18 protein-coding genes are annotated in these 21460 nt (G+C 56.3%); 13 read left to right on the top strand and 5 right to left on the bottom strand.

Features of this window, described 5'->3' with window-relative positions:
- Positions 1-26 precede the first annotated feature (26 nt).
- The gene (gene xylR, locus SK50_RS02490; RefSeq protein WP_003860152.1) at positions 27-1205 is read left to right on the top strand and encodes a D-xylose utilization transcriptional activator XylR; all 1179 of its coding nucleotides are present in this window, start codon (positions 27-29) and stop codon (positions 1203-1205) included.
- Between the two features lie 35 nt (positions 1206-1240).
- Here the strand turns inward: xylR and SK50_RS02485 are convergent, their stop codons facing one another.
- On the bottom strand, positions 1241-2065 hold the full coding sequence (locus tag SK50_RS02485; protein ID WP_023295596.1) for a protein bax: 825 nt from the start codon (positions 2063-2065) through the stop codon (positions 1241-1243).
- Between the two features lie 314 nt (positions 2066-2379).
- Here SK50_RS02485 and SK50_RS02480 point away from each other — a divergent pair, with 314 nt between their 5' ends.
- Positions 2380-4410, top strand: a complete 2031-nt coding sequence (locus SK50_RS02480; protein WP_023304609.1) for an alpha-amylase — start codon at positions 2380-2382, stop codon at positions 4408-4410.
- Positions 4411-5034: 624 nt separating this feature from the next.
- Positions 5035-6288: a valine--pyruvate transaminase gene (avtA, locus tag SK50_RS02475; RefSeq protein WP_015572749.1), complete on the top strand. Its 1254-nt coding sequence runs from the start codon at positions 5035-5037 to the stop codon at positions 6286-6288.
- A 7-nt stretch (positions 6289-6295) separates the two neighbouring features.
- Here avtA and SK50_RS02470 read toward each other — a convergent pair whose 3' ends face one another.
- Both SK50_RS02470 and yiaJ read right to left on the bottom strand, forming a co-directional pair.
- On the bottom strand, positions 6296-6751 hold the full coding sequence (locus tag SK50_RS02470) for a 4Fe-4S dicluster domain-containing protein (RefSeq protein ID WP_023295598.1): 456 nt from the start codon (positions 6749-6751) through the stop codon (positions 6296-6298).
- 3 nt (positions 6752-6754) lie between these two features.
- Entirely contained in the window at positions 6755-7573 is an 819-nt protein-coding gene (gene yiaJ / locus SK50_RS02465) for an IclR family transcriptional regulator YiaJ (RefSeq protein WP_015572751.1), read from the bottom strand.
- A 224-nt stretch (positions 7574-7797) separates the two neighbouring features.
- Between yiaJ and yiaK the strand changes: the two genes are divergently transcribed.
- From yiaK to araD, 8 genes are all read left to right on the top strand, one after another.
- Positions 7798-8796 (top strand): 3-dehydro-L-gulonate 2-dehydrogenase, encoded by a 999-nt coding sequence (yiaK, locus tag SK50_RS02460; RefSeq protein ID WP_015572752.1) that lies wholly within the window; start codon positions 7798-7800, stop codon positions 8794-8796.
- A 10-nt stretch (positions 8797-8806) separates the two neighbouring features.
- Positions 8807-9274, top strand: coding sequence for a YhcH/YjgK/YiaL family protein (locus SK50_RS02455; RefSeq protein ID WP_048229065.1), 468 nt, complete (start codon positions 8807-8809; stop codon positions 9272-9274).
- 26 nt (positions 9275-9300) lie between these two features.
- The gene (locus tag SK50_RS02450) at positions 9301-10227 is read left to right on the top strand and encodes a DUF4862 family protein (RefSeq protein WP_015572754.1); all 927 of its coding nucleotides are present in this window, start codon (positions 9301-9303) and stop codon (positions 10225-10227) included.
- A 45-nt stretch (positions 10228-10272) separates the two neighbouring features.
- Complete coding sequence (locus SK50_RS02445) at positions 10273-11592, top strand: MFS transporter (RefSeq protein ID WP_032651927.1); 1320 nt, start codon at positions 10273-10275, stop codon at positions 11590-11592.
- Between the two features lie 76 nt (positions 11593-11668).
- Positions 11669-13174, top strand: coding sequence for an FGGY-family carbohydrate kinase (locus SK50_RS02440; protein ID WP_015572756.1), 1506 nt, complete (start codon positions 11669-11671; stop codon positions 13172-13174).
- Positions 13171-13824 carry a 3-keto-L-gulonate-6-phosphate decarboxylase UlaD gene (gene ulaD / locus SK50_RS02435; RefSeq protein ID WP_017693795.1) on the top strand — a complete coding sequence of 218 codons (654 nt, stop codon included), beginning with the start codon at positions 13171-13173 and terminating at the stop codon, positions 13822-13824. The genes SK50_RS02440 and ulaD overlap by 4 nt, the downstream gene beginning before the upstream one ends.
- Positions 13825-13826: 2 nt before the next feature.
- On the top strand, positions 13827-14687 hold the full coding sequence (locus SK50_RS02430; RefSeq protein WP_017693794.1) for an L-ribulose-5-phosphate 3-epimerase: 861 nt from the start codon (positions 13827-13829) through the stop codon (positions 14685-14687).
- Complete coding sequence (gene araD / locus SK50_RS02425; RefSeq protein WP_038416909.1) at positions 14681-15376, top strand: L-ribulose-5-phosphate 4-epimerase; 696 nt, start codon at positions 14681-14683, stop codon at positions 15374-15376. Before SK50_RS02430 ends, araD begins: the two co-directional genes overlap by 7 nt.
- On the opposite strand, the gene SK50_RS02420 is transcribed toward araD, so the two are convergent.
- A complete protein-coding gene (locus tag SK50_RS02420) occupies positions 15377-16195 on the bottom strand; it encodes an AraC family transcriptional regulator (protein ID WP_032649828.1) in 819 nt (272 codons plus the stop codon).
- Positions 16196-16420: 225 nt separating this feature from the next.
- Here SK50_RS02420 and SK50_RS02415 point away from each other — a divergent pair, with 225 nt between their 5' ends.
- Positions 16421-17821: an MFS transporter gene (locus SK50_RS02415; RefSeq protein ID WP_045344810.1), complete on the top strand. Its 1401-nt coding sequence runs from the start codon at positions 16421-16423 to the stop codon at positions 17819-17821.
- Positions 17822-17831: 10 nt separating this feature from the next.
- Positions 17832-19781, top strand: coding sequence for a glycoside hydrolase family 127 protein (locus SK50_RS02410; RefSeq protein ID WP_032103932.1), 1950 nt, complete (start codon positions 17832-17834; stop codon positions 19779-19781).
- Positions 19782-19918: 137 nt separating this feature from the next.
- Here SK50_RS02410 and aldB read toward each other — a convergent pair whose 3' ends face one another.
- A complete protein-coding gene (aldB, locus tag SK50_RS02405; protein ID WP_048229064.1) occupies positions 19919-21457 on the bottom strand; it encodes an aldehyde dehydrogenase AldB in 1539 nt (512 codons plus the stop codon).
- Positions 21458-21460: the final 3 nt, after the last annotated feature.

Raw genomic sequence — 21460 nt, 5'->3', positions numbered from 1 at the left:
ATCGTGACTAATTTGGGAAATGAGCCATGTTTGAAAAGCGTCACCGCATTACGTTGTTATTCAATGCCAACAAAGCCTATGACCGGCAGGTGGTTGAAGGGGTTGGCGAATATTTGCAGGCGTCGCAATCCGAATGGGATATTTTCATCGAAGAAGATTTTCGTACCCGTCTGGAGAACATCAAAGACTGGCTGGGAGATGGGGTCATCGCTGACTTTGACGACCCCGTGATTGAACAGTTGCTGAGTGGCGTCGACGTGCCTATCGTGGGCGTTGGCGGCTCTTACCATACACCGGAACATTACCCCCCCGTTCACTACATCGCCACGGATAACCATGCTCTGGTCGAGACCGCCTTCCTCCATTTAAAGGAGAAAGGCGTACATCGTTTTGCGTTTTACGGATTGCCCGCCACCAGCGGAAAGCGCTGGGCGATGGAGCGTGAATATGCCTTCTGCCAGCTGGTTGCCCAGGAGAAGTATCGCGGCGTCGTTTATCAGGGGCTGGAAACCGCGCCAGAAAACTGGCAGCACGCACAAAATCGCCTGGCTGACTGGCTGCAAACTCTGCCGCCCCAGACAGGGATTATCGCCGTGACGGACGCCCGCGCCCGCCACGTATTACAGGTGTGCGAACATTTGCATATTCCGGTGCCTGAAAAGCTGTGCGTGATTGGTATTGATAACGAAGAGCTTACGCGCTATCTGTCGCGCGTGGCGCTCTCATCCGTGGCTCAGGGTACCCGTCAGATGGGCTATCAGGCCGCAAAGCTGCTGCACAGACTGTTAGACAACGAATCCCTGCCGCTCCAGCGTCTGCTGGTTCCGCCCGTTCGCGTGGTCGAGCGTCGCTCAACTGACTACCGCTCCTTAAACGATCCGGCCGTGATTCAGGCGATGCACTACATTCGCAATCATGCCTGCAAAGGGATTAAGGTCGATCAGGTGCTCGATTCGGTCGGCATTTCACGTTCGAATCTGGAGAAGCGGTTCAAAGAGGAAGTCGGTGAGACGATTCACGCCGTGATCCATGCGGAAAAGCTGGAGAAAGCGCGCAGTCTGCTGATCTCCACCTCGCTGTCGATCAACGAGATTTCACAGATGTGCGGCTATCCGTCGCTTCAGTATTTCTATTCGGTGTTCAGAAAAGAGTATGACACCACGCCGAAGGAGTACCGGGAACGGTACAGTGAAGTCCTGCTCTAGAAAAAAGAACGCCTTCAAGTGGAAGGCGTTTTTCATTACATATGTGCGGCAATCAGACGCTGGTTATCCTGGTACATGGAGAACAGGTAATTGTTATAACGCTGTCCCTGAGTGGAATAACCTTTCAGCTTGTGGATCATCGCCGTAGCCGTTACTTCCTGATCCGCCTTACGCAGCTGAGCGCGTGACTTACGGAACGAGGAGTAGGCCGGATGGGTGTTCAGGTTCACCACATAGGCATTCACGGAATCTTTCACCGATTCAAACTGTGAATAGCCCTTCACCTTGCCGGGTGCATTAGTACAACGACCTTTTGCGCATTTCATGCCAAACAGATTGTTGTTGTTGCGCGCCAGCTTCGAGGTGCCCCAACCGCTTTCGGCGGCGGCCATTGTCGCGACCATACTGCCTGGAATAATGTCCACACGCTCTAACAGAGTGTTCCACGGCACACGACGCGTGTTCCCGCTCCACTTCACTTTATAGCGTTTGGCGATGTCTTTCAGGCGAGTGCGCTCAGACGGCGACCAGCGGCTATCGTACTGTTTGGAGATCAGCCAGTTACGATCCGCAGTAATCGCGGCATTTTGACTTTTAATGTAAGGCATTACCGTCCGGAGAAACGCTTTTTTCCTTGGTGTCCCGGAAGGGTATTTTCGCAAATCAGGAAGTGAACTACTCTTTGCACTATTGCGAGAATACTCTTGTTTACTGCTAACCTTACTGCTTGTCGTCTTTATTACGTGGGCTTTCTTACTCGTTGTATCCGCGTGCGTCTTTGCAAGCACCTCACCTGAAAATGCCATGGTGAGTAACATGAGTATCGCGGCCCCATATCGTCGAATGGGAGTCGATATCATTAGGTCTCCTGGTCGGATATAAACATTCCAACACCTTATTTTCTTCAAAAATTTGAGAGCGGAATCTCAAATCATACCAAAAATAGTCCTCAAGAGCACGTATACAAATAGTCCAATTCCGAAACTATGTCATCCGGAACATGCTCATTAAATCACCAGCACTGGAAAAATGTGCGCGATATCGCAGATAACTGCCTAATTTTGCGCGGGATCACTCATCCCTTCGCGTCCTCCTGGCAGAAAGCCTCAGAGGAGGAGTTTTTCCCCTGAGCCGAGTGGCACACTGGTCAAAAATGCCGCGACAGGAAAATGGAATGAAACGCACTGCATTAGCTGTTCTGATGTTACCCGCATTCGCGCATGCCGACTGGTCATCGCCGGAATTTAACGCGTTTAGCGCTGAAGGTACCGGCGTCTTTACCAGCCAGGCAACGCTTGCGAAGGGTACCCGCCCGCTGACGTTGAGTCTTGATAACGCGTGCTGGCAGCCGACAGGTGCCATTAAACTCAACGAGATGCTGTCGCTCAAACCCTGCGAAGGGACCCCACCGCAGTGGCGGTTATTCCGTGACGGCGTTTATCAGATGCGTATTGATACGCGCTCGGGAACGCCGACGCTGATGTTGACGGTACAAAGTGCGGCGCCACAGCCTGTCGCAAACGTTACCCGCCAGTGCCCGAAGTGGGACGGCAAACCGCTCACGATCGATGTCGTTAACACCTTTCCGGAAGGCACGGTGGTGCGTGATTTTTACAGCAAACAGACCGCGACCGTTCAAAACGGCAAAGTAATTCTTCAGCCAGCCGCCAACAGCAATGGCCTGCTGCTGCTTGAGCGCGCCGAGACGGACAAACCCGCGCCATTCAGCTGGCAAAACGCCACCGTCTATTTCGTGCTGACCGATCGCTTCGTAAATGGCGACCCCACCAACGACAACAGCTATGGCCGCCATAAAGACGGTATGCAGGAGATTGGTACTTTCCACGGCGGCGATCTGAAAGGGCTTACCAGCAAACTGGATTACCTTCAGCAACTGGGCGTGAATGCGCTCTGGATAAGCTCACCGCTGGAGCAAATCCACGGCTGGGTTGGCGGCGGCACCAAAGGGGATTTCCCCCACTACGCCTATCACGGCTATTACACTCAGGACTGGACGAAACTCGACGCCAACATGGGCAGCGAAGATGATTTACGCCAGCTTGTCGACGACGCGCACAGGCGCGGTATCCGCGTCCTGTTTGACATTGTCATGAACCACGCGGGTTATGCGACGCTTGCAGATATGCAGGAGTATCAGTTTGGCGCGCTCTATTTGCAGGGCGATGAGCTGAAAAAAACCCTCGGCGAGCGCTGGACTGACTGGAAGCCAGGCGCCGGTCAAAGCTGGCACAGCTTCAACGATTACATCAACTTCAGTGACAAAGCCGCATGGGAAAAATGGTGGGGTAAAAAATGGATCCGTACCGATATCGGTGATTATGACAACCCGGGCTTTGACGATCTGACCATGTCGCTGGCCTTCCTGCCGGATCTGAAAACGGAATCTAAGATCCCGTCAGGTTTGCCGAACTTTTATCAACACAAGCCCGACACCAACGCGAAAGTGATGACGAATTTCACGCCGCGAGATTACCTGACCCACTGGCTCAGCCAGTGGGTACGTGACTACGGCATCGACGGCTTCCGGGTCGATACCGCTAAGCACGTTGAGCCTGAAGCCTGGCAGCAACTGAAAAACCAGGCCAGCCAGGCGCTGGCCGCGTGGAAAGCCGCCAACCCGGACAAAAAACTCGACAATGCGCCATTCTGGATGACCGGTGAATCCTGGGGCCACGGCGTGATGCAGAGCGATTATTACCGCCACGGTTTCGATGCGATGATCAACTTTGACTATCAGGAGCAGGCGGCGAAAGCGGTGGACTGTCTGGCCGATATGGATTTGACCTGGCAGCAAATGGCAGAAAAGCTGCAAAGTTTTAATGTGCTGAGCTATCTCTCCTCCCATGATACGCGTCTGTTCCGTGAAGGGGGCCAGCGCGCCGCTGAGTTACTGCTGCTGGCACCGGGAAGCGTCCAGATCTATTACGGCGATGAATCAGAGCGTCCATTCGGCCCGACGGGCTCCGATCCGCTACAGGGAACCCGTTCGGATATGAACTGGCAGGACGTCACGGGTAAACAGGCGTTAACTGTCGCCCACTGGCAGCTTCTGGGGCAGTTCCGCGCCCGTCATCCGGCGGTGGGTGAAGGCAAGCAAACAACGCTGTCAATGAAAGAGGGCTACGGCTTTGTGCGCGAGCACAAGGGCGATAAGGTGATGGTGGTGTGGGCGGGTAATCAATAGACCCCCTCACCCTAACCCTCTCCTCAGGGGCTGAGGGATCCCCAGTAATTTGAAAGCAAAAGCTATAACGTTGCCTCAGAATAACTGAGGGCTTTCAGCGATGCCTCGGTCCGGCTGTAAATCGCTGAGGCGTTTCCTGTAGGCCGGGGCGAGGCGCAGGGATGCGCCGAGAGGGCGGGCTTTACAGGGATGTTACCTCCGCCCGTCCCCGATAAGCCGGAAGGAATAAGCCGAAGGCACCGCGAAGCGGCGATTTTCCGCCGGAAGCCCGGGTCGCCAGGGTGGTGGCGACTGAGCCACCCTGGCACGTTCACCGGTTATGTCGTGACAGAGTAGCAAGGAACATAACGTGAACGGAATGACCACCAGAGCCGTATGTTCCCCCTCACCCCAGCCCTCTCCCTCAAGGGAGAGGGGGCCGTCTGTGCAGGCATTATTTTGTGGGGAACTCTCAGCCCCAGGGGGAGAGGGTTAGGGTGAGGGGCATTCACCAGAACAATTCACCACACAAATACAAACCTACCACATAAAACAACAAATCCGACCACATTCGCCGATTTGCACCAACACGGTGCTGGCGTTATGGTTACTGCCTTTCATATTAAGCCCGACAGATCACCTGCTATGACGTTTTCACTATTCGGCGACAAATTTACCCGCCATTCAGGCATTACCCGCCTGATGGAGGACCTCAACGACGGGCTGCGCACCCCAGGCGCTATCATGCTTGGTGGCGGAAACCCGGCTCAAATTCCGGAGATGAACACCTACTTCCAGACGCTGCTGGCAGAGATGCTGGAAAACGGTAAAGCAACCGATGCGCTATGTAATTACGACGGCCCTCAGGGTAAAACAGAACTACTGACGCTTCTGGCGGCAATGCTGCGGGAAGCGCTGGGTTGGGATATCGAACCACAGAATATTGCACTGACAAACGGCAGTCAGAGCGCGTTTTTCTACTTATTCAATCTGTTCGCCGGACGCCGCGCCGACGGCACCACGAAAAAAGTGCTGTTCCCGCTGGCACCGGAGTATATCGGCTATGCCGATGCCGGCCTCGAAGAAGACCTGTTTGTTTCCGCACGTCCGAATATCGAGTTGCTGCCAGAGGGCCAGTTCAAATATCACGTCGATTTTGAACATCTGCATATCGGTGAAGAGACGGGCATGATCTGCGTATCACGTCCCACCAACCCGACGGGCAACGTGATCACCGACGACGAGCTGATGAAGCTGGATGCGCTGGCGAATCAGCACGGCATCCCGCTGGTGATCGATAACGCCTATGGCGTACCGTTCCCGGGGATCATCTTCAGCGAAGCGCGTCCGCTATGGAACCCGAATATCATCCTCTGCATGAGCCTCTCCAAGCTGGGCCTGCCGGGCAGTCGTTGCGGCATTATCATTGCTAACGAGAAAATCATCACCGCCATTACCAACATGAACGGCATTATCAGCCTTTCCCCTGGCGGCATCGGCCCGGCGATGATGTGCGAGATGATCAGGCGTAACGACCTGCTGCGCCTGTCGAATGAGGTGATTAAGCCGTTTTACTCTCAGCGCGTTCAGGAAACTATCGCCATCCTTCGCCGCTACTTACCCGAAGAACGCTGCCTGATCCATAAACCGGAAGGGGCAATTTTCCTGTGGCTGTGGTTCAAGGATCTGCCCATTACGACAGAGCTGCTTTATCAGCGTCTGAAAAAACGTGGCGTACTGATGGTGCCAGGGGATTACTTCTTCCCGGGGCTGGATAAGCCGTGGCCGCACACGCACCAGTGCATGCGCATGAACTACGTCCCGGACCCGGAAAAAATCGAAGCGGGTGTGAAAATTCTCGCCGAAGAGATTGAGAACGCCTGGCGCGAGGCCGGTTAATAAAACCTCAGGCCAGATTACGCAGCCGTTCCGCGCGTAATCTGGCGGGGTCTATGCAGCGCAGCGCGTGGGTGGGACAGGCTTCGACGCAGGCGGGACCGCCCTCGCGATGCGCGCACAAATCACATTTCAGCGCCTGAACGCGATCTTCCACGACCCGAACCTGCATTGCCCCGAACGGGCACGCCACCATACAGCTTTTGCAGCCGATACAGCGAGCCTGCTCAACGAGCCAGGCTCCCGCAGCACGGTGAATGGCCCCCGTCGGGCAGACATTCGCGCAGGGCGCATCTTCACACTGGTGGCAGCCCACGGCCGTGGTGAAGGTACCCCCCTTAACCACGCGGATCCGTGACGTAAGCGCTTCTGGCGTGGCGCTGCTTTGATGCGACATCATGCACGCCACCTCACAGGTGCGGCACCCGATACATTTTTCTGGATCCGTCAGAATAAATCGGTTCATCAGTTACGCCTCGCGCACGTTAAACCCCAGTTCTTTCGAGATAGCTTCCGCCGTGTCACGCAGCGGTTTTAGCAAGTTTTTCTCACCCACCTGCTTCATGCGCGACGTCGACAGCGAAATGGAGATGGCATAGGGCACGCGCCCGTGAATATCAAAGACCGGCACGGCGATACATGACACACCCAGTTCGTTCTCTTCTTTATCCATCGCCATACTGTGATCGCGAATTTCCGCCAGCTCATCATACATCGCGCTCAGTTCGGTGATGGTGTTGCGGGTCAAAGGTTGGATCTGTTCCTGGTGGCTTTCCCAGTAGCTCGCCACGTAATCCTGATGACCAAACGCCATATAGATTTTGCCCATCGCAGAACAATAGAGCGGCATATGCTGGCCGATATATGCGCGCGTGCGCAGCATACCGGTTGTCGGCTCAAGCTTATAAATCAGGATCGCGTGGTCATCTTCACGGCTGGAGAAGTTGACCGTTTCGCCGGTGGCAATGTTCAGCGCCTCGAGGTGCGGCGCCGCCACGTGAATAATATTGAGCGATGAAAGCGCCTTTTGCCCGACGGCGATAAATTTGGTGGTCAGACGATAGCTCCCTGCCGCCGGTGCCGGCGTCACGTACCCGCACGACTGCAACCCCTGCAATAACCGGTGCACGGTGCTTTTATTCAGCCCCGCCAGTTCTGATAAATGCGCAAGCGGACACCCGTTCGGATAGTTACTGAGGATTTCAATCAGCATCAGGCCGCGAAACAAGCTCTGGCTACCTGCTGGCCTCTCTTTTTCTTGCGTCATTTCGCTCTCTTTTATGCTCATCAAATGGCTCCTGTTAATCGCGCCCTGATGGTAGCGCAAAGTGTGGTTTAGTTCACGATCTCAACAGAAAAAACACAACCATTTGATTTTAATCGATTTTGAAAAACGTGAATGTCGTTGATCTGACAAAATTTGATCGTTATATTTGAAATCAGATTTCGTATAGTGAAATTTAGCGATAAAAAAGCACTCGCACTTGCCCCTAAAAAAACAGGAGAACAGGGATGAAAGTGACCTTCGAAGAGTTGAAAGCGGCGTTCAATCGGGTTCTGCTCGATCGCGGTGTAAAAGCGGATACCGCAGACGCCTGCGCCGAGATGTTCGCCCGCACCACGGAGTCCGGCGTTTATTCACACGGCGTCAACCGCTTCCCGCGATTTATTCAGCAGCTTGACGCAGGCGACATCATCCCTGACGCCCAGCCGAAACGCGTAACGACATTAGGCGCCATCGAACAGTGGGATGCCCAGCGTTCCATCGGCAACCTGACGGCGAAGAAGATGATGGACCGTGCTACCGAGCTGGCGTCCGATCACGGGATCGGCCTGGTGGCGCTGCGTAACGCTAACCACTGGATGCGCGGCGGCAGCTACGGCTGGCAGGCGGCGGAGAAAGGCTATATCGGCATCTGCTGGACCAACTCTATTGCCGTGATGCCCGCGTGGGGATCAAAAGAATGCTGCATCGGCACAAACCCGCTGATCGTCGCTATCCCGTCGAATCCAATCACCATGGTCGATATGTCGATGTCGATGTTCTCCTACGGCATGCTGGAGGTGAATCGCCTGGCCGGACGCGAATTACCGGTCGACGGCGGCTTTGACGATGAAGGCAATCTGACCAGAGAGCCGGGCGTGATTGAGAAAAACCGTCGCATTCTGCCCATGGGCTACTGGAAAGGTTCCGGCTTGTCGATTGTGCTCGACATGATCGCCACCCTGCTCTCTGACGGCGCGTCCGTCGCGGAAGTGACCCAGGACAACAGCGACGAATACGGCGTATCGCAGATCTTTATCGCCATCGAAGTGGATCGCCTGATCGACGGTCCAACCCGCGATGCCAAACTACAGCGCATCATGGACTTCATCACCACCGCAGAACGCGCTGATGAAAATGTCGCCGTCCGTCTGCCAGGCCATGAGTTCACACGCCTGCTGGAGGAGAATCGCCGCAACGGCATCACGGTTGACGACAGCGTGTGGGCGAAAATCCAGTCTCTGTAAGGAGTGGGTCATGATATTCGGACATATTGCACAGCCAAATCCATGTCGCCTGCCGCTGGCGATAGAAAAGGCGCTTAATTTTCTGCGTACCACGGATTTCACCACCCTGGCGCCGGGCGTGATCGAAATTGAAGGCCGCAACATTTTTGCCCAGGTTCTCGACCTCACCACAAGGGAACAACACGAGAACCGCCCTGAAGTCCATCGCCGCTATCTGGATATCCAGTTTCTGGACTGGGGCGAAGAAAAAATCGGTATTGCTATTGATACCGGGAATAACAAAATCAGCGAATCATTGCTGGAGCAACGGGATATTATTTTTTATCACGACAGCGAACATGAGTCATTTATCGAAATGATACCTGGCAGTTACGCCATATTTTTCCCGCAGGATGTTCACCGTCCTGCCTGTATTAAAAACAAGGGATCCGCAATTCGTAAAATTGTGGTGAAAGTGGCCATCAGCGAATTAGATTAATTTTCTGATAAATACAGGAATGCGAAATGACCAACACCGGTTTTATTATTGGTGCGTACCCCTGTGCACCCTCATTTCACCAGAAAGGGGAGCAGGAAGAATACGCCTTCTGGCGGGAACTTTCCGACACGCCAAATATTCGCGGGCTGGAACAACCTTGCCTTGAAAATCTCCATCCGTTTGGTGATGAATGGCTGTTTCGTCATACGCCGGGCGACTGGCAGATCGTTGTCACAGCCGTTATGGAAACCATGCGCCGCCGCGGCAGCAACGGCGCGTTTGGCCTGGCGTCCGCGGACGAAGAACAGCGTAAAGCGTGCATTGAATATTACCGCCATCTGCATCAAAAGATTGATGCCGTTAACACCCGCTTTCCCGGGAAAGTGATCGCTCTGGAAATGCAGGCCGCACCGCAGGCGGGTAATGATTCTGTCGAGCAAGCGACAGAAGCATTCTCCCGCTCGGTACGGGAAATCGCGAGCTGGGACTGGGGCTGCGATCTGGTGCTGGAACACTGTGATGCGATGAATGGCCCGGCGCCGCGTAAAGGGTTCTTGCCCTTAGAGCAGGTGCTGGAGGTAGTGAAAGAGACCGATATCAGCGTCTGTATCAACTGGGCACGTTCGGCCATCGAAGGTCGCAACACCGCCCTTCCGCTGGAACATGTTCAGGCGGCACTCGCTGCCGGGAAGCTGGGGGCGCTGATGTTTTCGGGCACGACCCCTCACGGTGAGTATGGAGAATGGCAGGATCTGCACGCGCCGTTTTCTTCGTTCTGCGCCGACAGTCTCATGTCCACTGAACATGTAAAAACGCTGTTTACTGCGGCGAGCGCCGCAACATTGAAATTCTCCGGTATTAAATTACTGGAAATAAATGCTAATGCTGACGTCAGCCATCGCATCGCTATTTTGCGCGACGGCATTAGCGCTATGAATAAAGCATCACAATAAAAATAAAGAATACATTTTCCGGTTACCTTCACTGAGATATTAACTATGAATATTTCTTCAAATGCTCTACACGCGGACATTCCGCGCCAGCGCTGGCTAAGGATCATTCCCCCTATTCTTATCGCCTGCATTATTTCCTATATGGACCGCGTAAATATAGCTTTTGCGATGCCCGGCGGTATGGATGAAGAGCTGGGCATTTCCGCCACGATGGCGGGCCTGGCGGGGGGGATCTTTTTTATCGGCTATTTGTTCCTGCAAGTTCCCGGCGGCAAAATTGCCGTGCACGGCAGCGGTAAGAAGTTTATCGGCTGGTCGCTGGTTGCCTGGGCGGTGATCTCGGTTCTGACCGGGCTTGTGACCAACCAGTATCAGCTGCTGGTGCTGCGCTTCTTACTCGGCGTGGCGGAAGGTGGGATGCTGCCCGTTGTGCTCACGATGATCAGTAACTGGTTCCCGGATGCCGAGCGCGGCCGCGCCAACGCGATTGTGATCATGTTCGTGCCCATCGCCGGGATCATCACCGCCCCGCTGTCGGGCTGGATTATTACCGCTCTCGACTGGCGCTGGCTGTTCATTATTGAAGGTCTGATGTCCGTTGTTGTGCTGGTGCTGTGGGCGTTCACCGTCTACGACCGACCGCAGGAAGCACGCTGGATCTCTGAGGCCGAGAAAAACTACCTGGTACAAACCCTGGCGGCAGAGCAGCAGGCCATTGCGGGTAAAGAGGTGAAAAACGCCTCGCTCAGCGCGGTGCTGTCTGACAAAACCATGTGGCAGCTGATCGCCCTCAACTTCTTCTACCAGACCGGCATTTACGGTTACACCCTCTGGCTGCCCACCATTCTGAAGGAGCTGACGCACACCAGCATCGGCCAGGTGGGGATGCTCGCCATTCTGCCTTACATCGGCGCCATTGCCGGCATGTTCCTGTTCTCTACGCTCTCTGACCGCACCGGCAAGCGCAAGCTGTTTGTCTCCCTGCCATTGATTGGCTTTGCGCTCTGCATGTTCCTCTCCGTGGCGCTGAAAGAGCACACCTGGCTGGCCTATGCCGCGCTGGTGGGCTGTGGCTTCTTCCTGCAATCCGCAGCGGGGGTGTTCTGGACCATCCCGGCGCGTCTGTTCAGCGCTGAGATGGCGGGTGGCGCTCGCGGCGTGATTAATGCCCTGGGCAACCTCGGCGGGTTCTGCGGTCCTTATGCGGTAGGCGTACTGATCACCCTGTACAGCAAAGACGCAGGCGTTTACTGCCTGGCAGTTTCGCTGGCGCTGGCATCGCTGCTGGCCCTGCTGTTACCGGCGAAATGCGATGCCGGAGCAGAGCCTAATCCCACGGTGAACTCGCATAAGCGTGCGGCCTGAGGCCCTCACCTGACCCACTAAACCAAACCGTAGGCCGGGTAAGCGAAGCGCCACCCGGCAATTAAGCGAGAAGAAGATGAGTGAAAAAGAGCCCTTCTGGCTGGGTATCGATTGTGGCGGTACTTATCTGAAAGCCGGTTTATACAACAGCCAGGGCAAAGAAGTCTGTATTGAACGCCGCTCAGTGGCCACGCTCAGCCCCCGCGCCGGCTACGCCGAGCGGGATATGCACCAGCTCTGGCAGCACTGCCACAAAACCGTCGCCCTGCTGCTCAAAAATTCAGGCGCTGACGGCGGTCAGATCAAAGGCGTTGGCATTTCAGCCCAGGGCAAGGGGCTGTTTCTGCTCGATAAACAGGATCGCCCCCTGGGTAACGCCATACTCTCCTCCGATCGCCGTGCGCTGGAGATCGTGCAACGCTGGCAGCAGGACGGTATACCCGAAAAGCTCTATCCGCATACTCGCCAGACGCTGTGGACGGGGCATCCGGCCTCACTCCTGCGCTGGGTTAAAGAGAACGAGCCGCAGCGGTATCAGCAAATTGGCAGCGTGATGATGGCGCACGATTACCTGCGCTGGTGTCTGACCGGGGTCAAAGGCTGCGAAGAGAGCAACATCTCGGAATCCAATCTCTACAACATGAATACCGGGCAGTACGATCCGCAGCTCACGCGCTGGCTCGGCATCAGCGACATTGACGGTGCCCTGCCGCCTATTATCGGTTCAGCAGAAATTTGCGGGGAAATCACCGCTCAGGCAGCCGCACTGACCGGTCTCACGGCGGGTACTCCCGTCGTTGGTGGACTGTTTGATGTGGTTTCCACCGCGATCTGCGCCGGGCTGCATGACGAACATACGCTGAATGCCGTAATGGGGACCTGGGCCGTAACCAGTGGGATTGCCCACGGCATCCGCGACAACGAGCCTTTCCCCTACGTCTATGGCCGCTACGTCCATCCGCAGCAGTTCATCGTTCATGAAGCCAGCCCCACGTCGTCCGGCAACCTGGAATGGCTGACGGCCCAATGGGGCGATATGTCATTCGATGAGATTAACCACGCCGTGGCCAGCCTGCCAAAAGCTGAAAGCGATGTGTTCTTCCTGCCTTTCCTCTACGGCAGCAACGCCGGGCTGGAGATGACCAGCGGCTTCTATGGCTTGCAGGCGCTGCATACCCGCGCGCACCTCCTCCAGGCGGTTTATGAAGGGGTGGTATTCAGCCACATGACCCACCTCAACCGTATGCTCGAACGCTTTCCCCACGTGCAGGCCCTGCGCGTGACGGGCGGCCCCACCCATTCGGACGTGTGGATGCAGATGCTCGCGGACGTCAGCGGCCTGGCGATTGAACTCCCGCAGGTGGAAGAGACCGGCTGTTCCGGTGCGGCGCTGGCCGCGCTCGTCGGTACAGGCCTCTATCCCGATTTTTACGCCGCTCAGCGCGCCCTCAGGCATGACATCCGGATGATTGAACCTGACATGCGTGCCCATGCCGCCTACCAGCGCAAATATCACCGTTACCAGCTACTGATTTCAGCATTACAGGGCTATCACGCCCGTGTTAAGGAGTACGACCTATGAGCCGACCATTATTGCAGCTGGCGCTCGACCACACCTCGCTTCAGGCCGCGCAGCGCGATGTCGCGACGCTTTCCGATCACGTCGACATCGTCGAAGCCGGCACCATTCTATGCCTGACCGAAGGGCTAAACGCCGTTCGCGCCCTGCGTGCGCAGTGTCCGGATAAAATTATCGTGGCGGACTGGAAAGTCGCCGATGCCGGAGAAACGCTGGCTGAGCAGGCGTTTGGCGCAGGCGCAAACTGGATGACCATCATCTGTGCCGCCCCGCTGGCCACCGTTGAACGTGGCCACGAGGTCGCACTGCGCGGCGGCGGCGAGATCCAGATGGAGCTGTTTGGCAACTGGACGCTGGACGACGCACGCGCGTGGCATCGCATCGGGGTGAAGCAGGCGATTTACCACCGCGGGCGCGACGCACAGGCCAGCGGCCAGCAGTGGGGTGAGGCGGATCTCAGCAAAATGAAGGCGCTGTCCGATATCGGTTTGCAGCTTTCTATAACTGGCGGTATCACCCCCGCTGACCTGTCGCTGTTTAAGCAGATCAACGTCAAAGCCTTCATTGCCGGGCGCGCGCTGGCAGGCGCCGATAATCCGCCGCAGGTGGCACAGGCATTCCATTCGCAAATCCGCGACATCTGGGGAGAGTAACCATGCGTCAGCATCCGTTAGGCATTTACGAAAAAGCGCTGCCAAAAGATCTCTCCTGGCCGGAGCGCCTGGTTCTGGCAAAAAGCTGCGGCTTCGATTTTGTGGAGATGTCGGTGGATGAGACCGACGAGCGTTTATCGCGCCTTGAATGGAGTACCACGCAGCGCGCCTCTCTTGTGGAAGCGATGCTGGAGACCGGCGTGGCCATCCCGTCGATGTGCTTGTCTGCCCATCGTCGCTTCCCGTTTGGCAGCCGCGATGAAATCGTGCGCGAACGCGCCCGCGAGATCATGACCAAAGCCATCCGGCTGGCCCGTGATTTGGGTATTCGCACCATCCAGCTTGCGGGTTATGACGTGTACTACGAGGAGCACGACGAGGGCACGCAACAGCGCTTTGCCGAAGGGCTGGCGTGGGCCGTAGAGCAGGCTGCCGCCGCGCAGGTAATGCTGGCGGTAGAGATCATGGACACTGCGTTTATGAACTCCATCAGCAAGTGGAAAAAGTGGGACGACATGCTCGCCTCGCCGTGGTTCAGCGTTTACCCGGACGTCGGCAACCTGAGCGCGTGGGGCAACGACGTCACCGCCGAGCTGACGCTGGGCATTGACCGCATCGCCGCTATCCACCTGAAAGACACCCGGCCCGTGACCGAGCAAAGCCCCGGACAGTTCCGCGATGTGCCCTTTGGCGAGGGCTGCGTCGATTTCGTTGGCGTGTTTAACACGCTGAATCAACTTAACTATCGCGGCGCATTTCTGATTGAAATGTGGACCGAGAAAGCCAAAGAGCCGGTACTGGAGATCATCCAGGCGCGCCGCTGGATTGAAGCCCGAATGCAGGAAGGAGGCATGACATGTTAGAACAACTTAAAGCCGAGGTGCTGGCGGCAAATCTCGCCCTGCCCGCCCACCAGCTGGTGACGTTCACCTGGGGCAACGTCAGCGCGGTTGACCGTGACAGCGGCATGATGGTGATCAAACCATCCGGCGTGGAGTACGACGTGATGACCGCAGAAGATATGGTGGTGGTAAATATCGCCACGGGAAAAGTGGTCGAGGGGAGTAAAAAGCCCTCCTCCGACACCCCGACCCATCTCGCGCTGTATCGTCGTTACCCGGAAATTGGCGGCATTGTGCATACCCATTCCCGCCACGCCACCATCTGGTCGCAGGCGGGGCAGGATTTACCCGCGTGGGGAACGACGCACGCGGACTATTTTTACGGTGCGATCCCCTGCACGCGGCTGATGACCACGGCTGAAATCGCGGGTGAATATGAATACCAGACGGGGGAAGTCATTATCAAAACCTTCGAGGAGCGCGACATAAGCCCGATGCAGGTCCCGGCGGTGCTGGTACACTCTCACGGCCCGTTTGCCTGGGGCAAAGACGCTGCCGATGCGGTACACAATGCCGTGGTGCTGGAAGAGTGCGCCTATATGGGGCTTTTCTCGCGCCAGCTTGCACCTCAGCTTCCGGTTATGCAGCAGGAATTGCTGGATAAGCATTACCTGCGCAAGCATGGCGCAAATGCCTATTACGGCCAGTGATCATCCGGAATTAATATGCTCTTTACAGTACCGCCGTTTCCAGACGGCGGGCGTTAACCCGGTATGTTTTGAGAATATTTGCCGGAAATAACCCACGTCATTAAAACCGCACCGGGCGGCCACTTCAGTTAATGAGGCCGCATCGTTCAGCAGCAGTTTTTCAGCGGCCCTGACGCGCTGGCGGTGAATTGCCTCCGTCAGGGTTAAATGAAACGTCCGACGAAATACTCTCCCCAGGTAATCTGCGTTGCAGTGCAGTTCTTTCGCCAGCTGCGAAGTGGACAGGGGCAAATGAAAGTGCGTGCGGATAAGCTGCTTGGCCTTCCACGCCATTGCTGCGCCCGCATCATCCGCTTTATCTTCATATCCCGGCGAGAGCGATATCTGCTGCAAAATTAACAGCAAAATTATCTCCAGCGCCTGGCTACGCTGTAATTTTTCCTGCTCGCTTAAAAACTGACGGAATAACGCAATAACATATTGCGGATCCCGCACGCTACAGTGTTGCTCAATCGACAGCGGCGTCGCGCCTGGCAACACCGGCAAGCGTTCATCCACCTCAAAATGCAGCCAATAAAATTTGAGATCGCCCGGAAAATCTTCCACGCCGACATGCCGTCGCTTCGGCCAAAGTAATAAACTCTCGCCAGCGTTTACCTCAAACAGCGTATTTTCCTCCTGGATCGTTAATGTCCCTTTTTCGACAAAAATTATCTCCCACGAAGATAATTTTCGTGCGGGATGACGGCCCACGCCCCGGGAGATAAATAACCCGCCATTTTGAACTCTAATCGGAAGTGCTATGGATAATTCAAGCATGGATATTCATTTTTCCGATTTTTTGGTGGCTAATATTTTCTTTATCCCTTGATTATTAATAAATATCAGCAGAACGGCTCGATCAAACTCACAGTTTCACCATCAGGTCGGAATCGTCACCTTTTTATACTTTTCCCTTCCCTTGTTGGTCTGCCCGTTGAATGCAGAATAAATGGGGTACCTTGCACAAATACGATAAAAAATCGTTTATCGAGGAGTTACCCCATGACTTCCACACCGATTACAGACGCAGAAGTTGCAAAACAGGCAGCCGATGACCGGCTGTCAGTCCGCGAGAAAATTGGCTACGGCCTGGGCGACGCGGGCGGCACGGTAATTACCTGCCTGATCATGAACTTTCTGACCTTTTTCTATACCGATGTATTTGGCCTGACGCCCGCGCTGGTGGGCACGCTGTTTATTGCCCTTCGGGTATTTGACGCGATTTCCGATCCGGTGATGGGCGTGATTGCCGACCGCACGCAGAGCCGCTGGGGGCGTTTTCGTCCCTGGCAGCTGTGGGTCGCGCTTCCCATCGGGATCGTCGGCGTGCTGACCTTCACCGTCCCGGACGCCAGCATGGGCGTGAAAATCGCCTGGGCGTTCGGCACCTATCTGTTGCTTTCAGTGGGCTATACCGCCATCAACGTGCCATATTGCGCGCTGATCAACACCATGACCACCCGCCACAACGAGGTTATATCCTGCCAGTCCTGGCGCTTCGTACTGTGCGGCATGGCGGGCTTTCTGGTCTCCGTTGGCCTGCCGTGGCTGGTGTCAGAGCTGGGACAGGGCAATACCGCCCGGGGTTATCAGCTGGGCGTCGGCGTGCTGTGCACCATCGCCGTGGTGATGTTCCTGTGCTGCTTCTTCTGGGTGCGCGAGCGCGTCCCGCTTGCGCTGATGGGTAAATTCCCCCTGCGCGAGCACCTGGCGGGCCTGTGGAAAAACGATCAGCTGCTGCTGATGCTGGTGATGTCGTTTCTGCTGATCAACGTCTTCAACATTCGCGGCGGCGGATACATGTACTTCATCACCTACGTGCTTCAGGGCAGCACGGCGTACACCTCGCTGTTTTTCACCATGGTGACCTTTGCCGCTATTCTGGGCGCGGTGATCGTCAGTCCGCTGTCGCGGCGGATTGATACCGTCAAACTCTACTACTACACCAACCTGATACTCGCTGCGCTTGCGGTGGGAATGTGGTTCCTGCCGGGTGGCCCGGCGCACCAGACGCTCTGGCTGATCGTGATTTTAAGTAACGGCGTGATCCTGGGCTTCACCCTGCCGCTGCACTTCTCGCTGATGGCCTTTGCCGATGACTACGGCGAATGGAAAACCGGCGTGCGCTCATCGGGGATGAACTTCGCCTTCAATCTGTTTTTCATCAAGCTCGCGTGGGCATCCAGCGCCGGGATCATCAGCCTGGTGTTTATTGCCGTGGCCTATCAGCCAGGCGCAGGTAACCAGACACCCGCCTCATTGCAGGGCATCACCGCCATGGAGACGCTGCTTCCTGCCCTTTTCCACCTGCTGCTGGCGGTCGCTATCCGCTGGTGCAGGCTTAACAATCCCGTGATGTCGCGCATTGCCACCGATTTGCGCCAGCGTCATGTACAGTCCTGAGGAGAACGATATGACCATAATGGAAGCCGACCTGCATCAGCTGAAAATCAACGACCCGTTTCTTGGTCAGTACCAACGGCTGGTCCGCGATGTGGTGATCCCCTACCAGTGGGATGCGCTTAACGATCGCGTGGCGGAGGCCGAACCCAGCCACGCCATCGCCAACTTCCGCATCGCCGCCGGTCTGGAACAGGGGGAGTTCTACGGGATGGTCTTTCAGGACAGCGACGTGGCGAAATGGCTCGAAGCCGTGGCGTGGTCGCTGTGCCAGAAGCCGGATGCTGAACTGGAAAAAACCGCCGACGAGGTGATCGAGCTGGTCGCAGCGGCGCAGTGCGAAGATGGCTATCTCAATACCTATTTCACGGTGAAAGCACCGGCCGAGCGCTGGACCAATCTGGCCGAATGCCACGAACTGTACTGCGCCGGACATATGATTGAAGCGGGCGTGGCGTATTTCCAGGGAACCGGAAAGCGCCGCCTGCTGGACGTGGTGTGCATGCTGGCGGATCATATCGACAGCGTGTTTGGCCCGGGCGAAAACCAGCTGCACGGTTACCCTGGCCACCCGGAAATCGAGCTGGCGCTGATGCGGCTGTACGACGTCACGCAGGAGCAACGCTATCTCAATCTGGTGAAATACTTTATTGAGGAACGCGGCGCGCAGCCTCACTTCTACGATATCGAATACGAGAAGCGCGGCAGAACGTCATACTGGAACACCTATGGCCCGGCGTGGATGGTCAAGGACAAAGCTTACAGCCAGGCGCATCTGCCCCTTGCGGAACAACAAACGGCCATCGGCCACGCCGTGCGTTTTGTCTATCTGATGGCGGGCATGGCACATCTGGCGCGCCTGAGCAGCGACGAGGGGAAACGTCAGGATTGCCTGCGGCTGTGGAACAACATGGCACAGCGCCAGCTGTACATCACCGGCGGGATTGGCTCCCAAAGCAGCGGCGAGGCGTTCAGCAGCGATTACGATCTGCCCAACGATACGGTCTACGCCGAAAGCTGCGCCTCCATCGGCCTGATGATGTTTGCCCGCCGGATGCTGGAGATGGAGGCGGACGGCCACTACGCCGACGTGATGGAGCGCGCGCTGTACAACACGGTGCTGGGCGGCATGGCGCTGGATGGTAAGCATTTCTTTTATGTGAATCCGCTGGAAGTGCACCCGAAAACCCTGGCCTTTAACCATATCTATGACCACGTCAAACCGGTGCGCCAGCGCTGGTTCGGCTGCGCCTGTTGCCCGCCGAATATTGCGCGCGTGCTGACCTCGCTGGGGCACTACATTTATACCGTTCGCCCGGACGCGCTGTTGATCAACCTGTACGTGGGGAACGACGTCGCCATTCCGGTTGGGGATAACATCCTCCAGCTGCGGATTAGCGGGAACTATCCGTGGCATGAGCAGGTGAAAATCGAGATTACCTCACCAGTTCCGGTGATTCACACGCTGGCCCTGAGGCTGCCGGACTGGTGTGCGGAACCGGCTGTTTCGCTCAATGGTCAGGCCATTACAGGCGAGGTCTCCCGTGGATACTTATACCTCAACCGAAGCTGGCAGGAAGGCGACACGCTGACGCTGACGTTACCGATGCCGGTCCGCCGCGTGTACGGCAACCCGCAGGTGCGCCAGCAGGCGGGGAAAGTCGCATTGCAGCGTGGACCGCTGGTTTACTGCCTGGAAGAAGCCGATAACGGCGCAAATCTGCATAACCTTTCTTTGCCCCAGGACAGCGCGTTTCGGGTTTTCGAAGGCAAAGGCATTTTCGCGCACAAGATGCTGATACAGGCGGAAGGGATCGGGTGTCAGGCGAAGGGCACTGATGCCCTGTGGCAGTACGACCACTCGCCGGTAGAACGTCAGCCCCGGACGCTGACCTTTATTCCGTGGTACAGCTGGGCAAACCGGGGAGAAGGGGAAATGCGGATATGGGTGGATGAAAGCTGAATAACTGCGGCCTGTTGCCCTCACCCCAGCCCTCTCCCACGGGAGAGGGAGTAAAAAGTAGGCCGGGTAAGGCGAAGCCGCCACCCGGCTTTAACCCGGCTCAGGTCACCCCACCCGGAACGGCCTGAGCCCGGAGATTAAAACAGCCCCAGCGGTTTATCGGAGTAGCTGACTAACAGACATTTCGTTTGCTGGTAGTGCTCCAGCATCATCTTATGGGTTTCACGCCCGATGCCCGACTGCTTGTAGCCGCCAAACGCCGCATGAGCCGGATAGGCGTGATAGCAGTTTGTCCATACGCGTCCGGCCTGAATGCCGCGGCCCATTTTATAGGCCAGATTACCGTTACGACTCCAGACGCCCGCCCCCAGGCCATACTGCGTGTCGTTGGCGAGCTCCAGCGCCTCGTCCATGGTTTTAAACGTGGTGACGGCCAGCACCGGTCCAAAAATTTCCTCCTGGAAAACGCGCATGTTGTTCCTACCGAACAGGATGGTCGGCTCAAGGTAGTAACCCTCCTGCAAATCGCCGCCCAGCACCTTACGACGACCGCCGGTCAACACATCGGCCCCCTCTTTTTTACCGATATCAATATAGTTGAGGATGGTTTCCAGCTGGCCATGCGATACCTGCGCTCCCATCTGGGTGACGTTATCCAGCGGATTACCGCTGCGAATCGACTCCACGCGCCGGATCGCCCGCTCCATAAAGCGCTCATAAATGGATTCCTGCACCAGCGCGCGGCTCGGACAGGTGCAGACTTCACCCTGGTTGAACGCGAACAGCGCAAACCCTTCCAGCGCTTTGTCGAAGAAGGCGTCCTCTTCATCCATCACGTCGGCAAAGAAGATGTTCGGCGATTTCCCGCCCAGCTCCAGGGTGACCGGAATGATGTTCTGGGTCGCGTACTGCATGATCTGCTGACCCACTTCCGTTGAGCCGGTAAACGCCACTTTAGCAATACGCTTTGAAGTAGCCAGATATTCGCCGATCTCTCCCCCGGCCCCGTTGACCACGTTAATGACCCCCGGCGGCAACAGGTCGCCAATCACCTCCATCAGCAGCAGTACCGAAAGCGGCGTTAGGCGTGCAGGTTTCAGCACCACGCAGTTACCCGCCGCCAGCGCGGGCGCCATTTTCCAGCTCGCCATCAGCAGCGGGAAGTTCCACGGAATAATTTGCCCCACCACGCCGAGCGGCTCGTGGAAGTGATACGCCACGGTATCTTTGTCAACTTCACTTATTCCCCCCTCCTGGGCACGAATGCAGGACGCAAAATAGCGGAAATGGTCAATCGCCAGCGGCACGTCCGCCGCCATGGTTTCCCGGATCGGCTTGCCGTTGTCCCACGTTTCCGCGGTCGCCAGCAGCTCCAGATTCTGCTCCATCCGATCGGCGATTTTGAACAAAATGGCCGCTCTGTCCTGAACGGACGTTTGTCCCCACTTATCTTTCGCCTTATGCGCCGCATCCAGCGCTAAATCGATATCCCGCTTGCCCGAACTGGCAATTTCACACAGCGGCTGGCCGGTAACGGGCGTCAGGTTGGAATAGTATTCACCGTCGACGGGCGCCACCCAGTCGCCGCCGATAAAGTTGTCATAGCGGGGCTTCAGCTTAAGAGGAAAACCATACTCGCCTGGCTGGATACGCGATGAGGGAGGATTGTTTGTCATGAC

The sequence above is a fragment of the Enterobacter sp. BWH64 genome, from assembly GCF_001037645.1.
Classification (GTDB): Bacteria; Pseudomonadota; Gammaproteobacteria; order Enterobacterales; family Enterobacteriaceae; genus Enterobacter; species Enterobacter hormaechei_C.
Note: the sequence above shows the minus strand (reverse complement) of the source record. Positions and strands in the feature narration are given on the sequence as shown.

What these genes read in the sequence shown, in the direction of transcription:
- xylR (WP_003860152.1), top strand. Translation starts at nt 27, where the DNA reads ATGTTTGAAAAGCGTCACCGCATTACGTTGTTATTCAATGCCAACAAA.
- SK50_RS02485 (WP_023295596.1), bottom strand. Translation starts at nt 2,065, where the DNA reads ATGATATCGACTCCCATTCGACGATATGGGGCCGCGATACTCATGTTA.
- SK50_RS02480 (WP_023304609.1), top strand. Translation starts at nt 2,380, where the DNA reads ATGAAACGCACTGCATTAGCTGTTCTGATGTTACCCGCATTCGCGCAT.
- avtA (WP_015572749.1), top strand. Translation starts at nt 5,035, where the DNA reads ATGACGTTTTCACTATTCGGCGACAAATTTACCCGCCATTCAGGCATT.
- SK50_RS02470 (WP_023295598.1), bottom strand. Translation starts at nt 6,751, where the DNA reads ATGAACCGATTTATTCTGACGGATCCAGAAAAATGTATCGGGTGCCGC.
- yiaJ (WP_015572751.1), bottom strand. Translation starts at nt 7,573, where the DNA reads ATGAGCATAAAAGAGAGCGAAATGACGCAAGAAAAAGAGAGGCCAGCA.
- yiaK (WP_015572752.1), top strand. Translation starts at nt 7,798, where the DNA reads ATGAAAGTGACCTTCGAAGAGTTGAAAGCGGCGTTCAATCGGGTTCTG.
- SK50_RS02455 (WP_048229065.1), top strand. Translation starts at nt 8,807, where the DNA reads ATGATATTCGGACATATTGCACAGCCAAATCCATGTCGCCTGCCGCTG.
- SK50_RS02450 (WP_015572754.1), top strand. Translation starts at nt 9,301, where the DNA reads ATGACCAACACCGGTTTTATTATTGGTGCGTACCCCTGTGCACCCTCA.
- SK50_RS02445 (WP_032651927.1), top strand. Translation starts at nt 10,273, where the DNA reads ATGAATATTTCTTCAAATGCTCTACACGCGGACATTCCGCGCCAGCGC.
- SK50_RS02440 (WP_015572756.1), top strand. Translation starts at nt 11,669, where the DNA reads ATGAGTGAAAAAGAGCCCTTCTGGCTGGGTATCGATTGTGGCGGTACT.
- ulaD (WP_017693795.1), top strand. Translation starts at nt 13,171, where the DNA reads ATGAGCCGACCATTATTGCAGCTGGCGCTCGACCACACCTCGCTTCAG.
- SK50_RS02430 (WP_017693794.1), top strand. Translation starts at nt 13,827, where the DNA reads ATGCGTCAGCATCCGTTAGGCATTTACGAAAAAGCGCTGCCAAAAGAT.
- araD (WP_038416909.1), top strand. Translation starts at nt 14,681, where the DNA reads ATGTTAGAACAACTTAAAGCCGAGGTGCTGGCGGCAAATCTCGCCCTG.
- SK50_RS02420 (WP_032649828.1), bottom strand. Translation starts at nt 16,195, where the DNA reads ATGCTTGAATTATCCATAGCACTTCCGATTAGAGTTCAAAATGGCGGG.
- SK50_RS02415 (WP_045344810.1), top strand. Translation starts at nt 16,421, where the DNA reads ATGACTTCCACACCGATTACAGACGCAGAAGTTGCAAAACAGGCAGCC.
- SK50_RS02410 (WP_032103932.1), top strand. Translation starts at nt 17,832, where the DNA reads ATGACCATAATGGAAGCCGACCTGCATCAGCTGAAAATCAACGACCCG.
- aldB (WP_048229064.1), bottom strand. Translation starts at nt 21,457, where the DNA reads ATGACAAACAATCCTCCCTCATCGCGTATCCAGCCAGGCGAGTATGGT.